This window comes from Escherichia sp. TW14182 (assembly GCF_000208525.1).
GTDB classification, from domain to species: domain Bacteria; phylum Pseudomonadota; class Gammaproteobacteria; order Enterobacterales; family Enterobacteriaceae; genus Escherichia; species Escherichia ruysiae.
Genome location: NZ_AEJZ01000264.1, coordinates 1 through 2430, shown reverse-complemented (window position 1 = coordinate 2430; position 2430 = coordinate 1). Strand labels below are relative to the sequence as shown.

At 49.9% G+C, this 2430-nt stretch carries 1 protein-coding gene; it reads right to left on the bottom strand.

Translation table 11 applies throughout. The features are described from left to right. Positions 1-85: 85 nt before the first annotated feature. Positions 86-2347, bottom strand: coding sequence for a hydratase (locus EQY_RS0119410; protein ID WP_000593969.1), 2262 nt, complete (start codon positions 2345-2347; stop codon positions 86-88). Between the last annotated feature and the right edge of the window lie 83 nt (positions 2348-2430).

Here is a 2430-nt window from a genome sequence, read left to right as displayed (position 1 = left end):
GATGCGATTCGTAGGTCGGATAAGATGCGCCAGCATCGCATCCGACAATAAGTGCCGGATGCGACCTACATTCACATGGCGCTTTTTACATCTGACGGTTTTTATTGAAGTTAATCAAACTACCCGCTTTGATAATCTCGCGCTCTTCAGCAGTCAGACTTTCCATATACAGCGTGATTTCCGTAACCGGCGCATCTTCATGGATCACATAACCTTTGAAGGTCGTACCTGGATTATCCAGCGCCGCTTTAATGCCAGGAATATAAATGTAATCCCCCACTTCAAAGTTCGGCACTTCTGCCATTTGCAGCGGTAACATCCCCCAGTTGATGACATTAGAACGGTAACGTTTAGTCGCGTATTCCTCGGCAATATTCGCCAGACCGCCAATCACACGCTGGCAGCTCGCCGCCTGTTCACGCGCAGAACCATCACCTGGTTTGACCGCATAAACCATGCTGCCAATTTCAGTTTGCAGCGGATCAATATGTTCCTGACCAGCAATCTGTTTAATACGGGCAAATACGGATTCCAGCTCGCTGACATTCCCCGCCAGACGTTGATTTTCCAGCTCAGCAGTGGTTTTACTTCTGCCAACATAGCCTGGATCGCGGCGTGACAGGGTAAACTCCGCCAGACCAATCGGATTTGAACGATAAGAAGAGGTTTCACCGGAAGGAATCAATTCGTCGGTAGTGGTCACTTCGTCGAGGATCTTCGAGCACACTTTGAGGACGATATTGTCAGTCAGCGCACCCAATTCCGGCCAGTCTTTGATGTTCGGTCCATAGATCAACGGTTGCTGGGTCGCCCCTTTCACAAAACCCTGATAGACACGATTTTTATACGGCGTCACATCGAAAACGTACTCCGGCACGTTGTCCCAGCAATCCAGCTCGCTGGCAGAGGTTAAATAGCCACCGTTTGCCGCAGTCGCAGCGATAGAACGGGCGTCCATTAATGCAACCGCTGACATCTGCCCATTAGCTGGCTTAGAGCCTTCGCGGTTCGGGAAGTTACGCGTGGTGTGGCGAATACTCAAACCGTTGTTGATTGGCGTATCACCCGCCCCAAAGCATGGGCCGCAGAACGCGGTTCTGATGATTGCGCCTGCGCCAATCAAATCTGCTACCACGCCTTTTTTGGCTAAATCCATAAACACCGGCTGCGATGACGGGTAAACCGCCAGCGAGAAGGTATCATTGCCACAGGATTGACCGCGCAGCGCATTTGCTGCGGCGATAACGTTTTCATAGTTACCGCCAGAACAGCCGGCGATAATCCCCTGTTGTACTTTCAGGCGTCCATTTTCCACTTTATCCAGCAGCGAGAGTCTGGCTTTACCGTGCGCCACGCGCTCGGACTCAATTTCAATCTCACGCAGAATATCGGTCAGGTTCTGGTTCAGCGTGTCGATTTCATACACGTTGCTTGGGTGGAACGGCAGCGCAATCATTGGTTTGATGGCGCTTAGATCAACGCTGATGCAGCCATCGTAGTACGCCATCGGTTGTGGATTAAGCTGGCAGTAATCCTGGCCGCGACCGTGCAGCGCCAGCCAGTTATGGACTTCTTCATCGGTTTGCCAGACGGAACTTAAACAGGTGGTTTCAGTGGTCATCACGTCAACGCTGTTGCGGAAATCGGTAGAGAGCGCAGCAACACCCGGCCCCACGAACTCCATCACTTTATTTTTGACGTAGCCGTTTTTGAACACCGCGCCGATGATCGCCAGCGCCACATCTTGCGGTCCCACATAAGGTGCTGGTTTTCCGGTCAAATGCACCGCAACAACCCCCGGATAGTCGATATCCCAGGTATCATTAAGCAGTTGTTTTACCAGCTCGCCGCCGCCCTCACCGACCGCCATTGTCCCTAATGCACCGTAACGGGTGTGGCTGTCTGAACCGAGGATCATTTTGCCGCCGCCTGCCATCATTTCACGCATATATTGATGGATTACAGCAATATGCGGAGGCACAAAAATACCGCCATAACGCTGCGCTGCCGATAAACCAAAAACATGGTCATCACCGTTAATGGTGCCGCCAACTGCGCACAGTGAGTTATGGCAGTTGGTCAGCACATACGGTAGCGGAAAACGTTCCATACCGGACGCTTTAGCGGTCTGTACAATACCAACAAAGGTAATATCGTGAGAGGCTAATGAATCAAACTTAATTTTAAGTTTGTCCATATTTCCGGATGTATTATGAGAAGAGAGAATAGACCAGGCAATAGTGCCTTTTTTTGCTTCTTCTTTATTAATTTCGCCGGTGAAATGTTCTTCGGTAATTATTTCGTTATTACTGGCGAGAAACACGCCTTTTTCAGATAACTTGATCATCAAATGCTCCAGATATCTGCGCACCGTAAAGTGCGCAGAAAGATAATAAATGGATATACTCTAAATAATTCGAGTTGCAGGAA

Coding starts and splice junctions, on each gene's coding strand:
- EQY_RS0119410 (WP_000593969.1), bottom strand. CDS start 2,347: ATGATCAAGTTATCTGAAAAAGGCGTGTTTCTCGCCAGTAATAACGAA.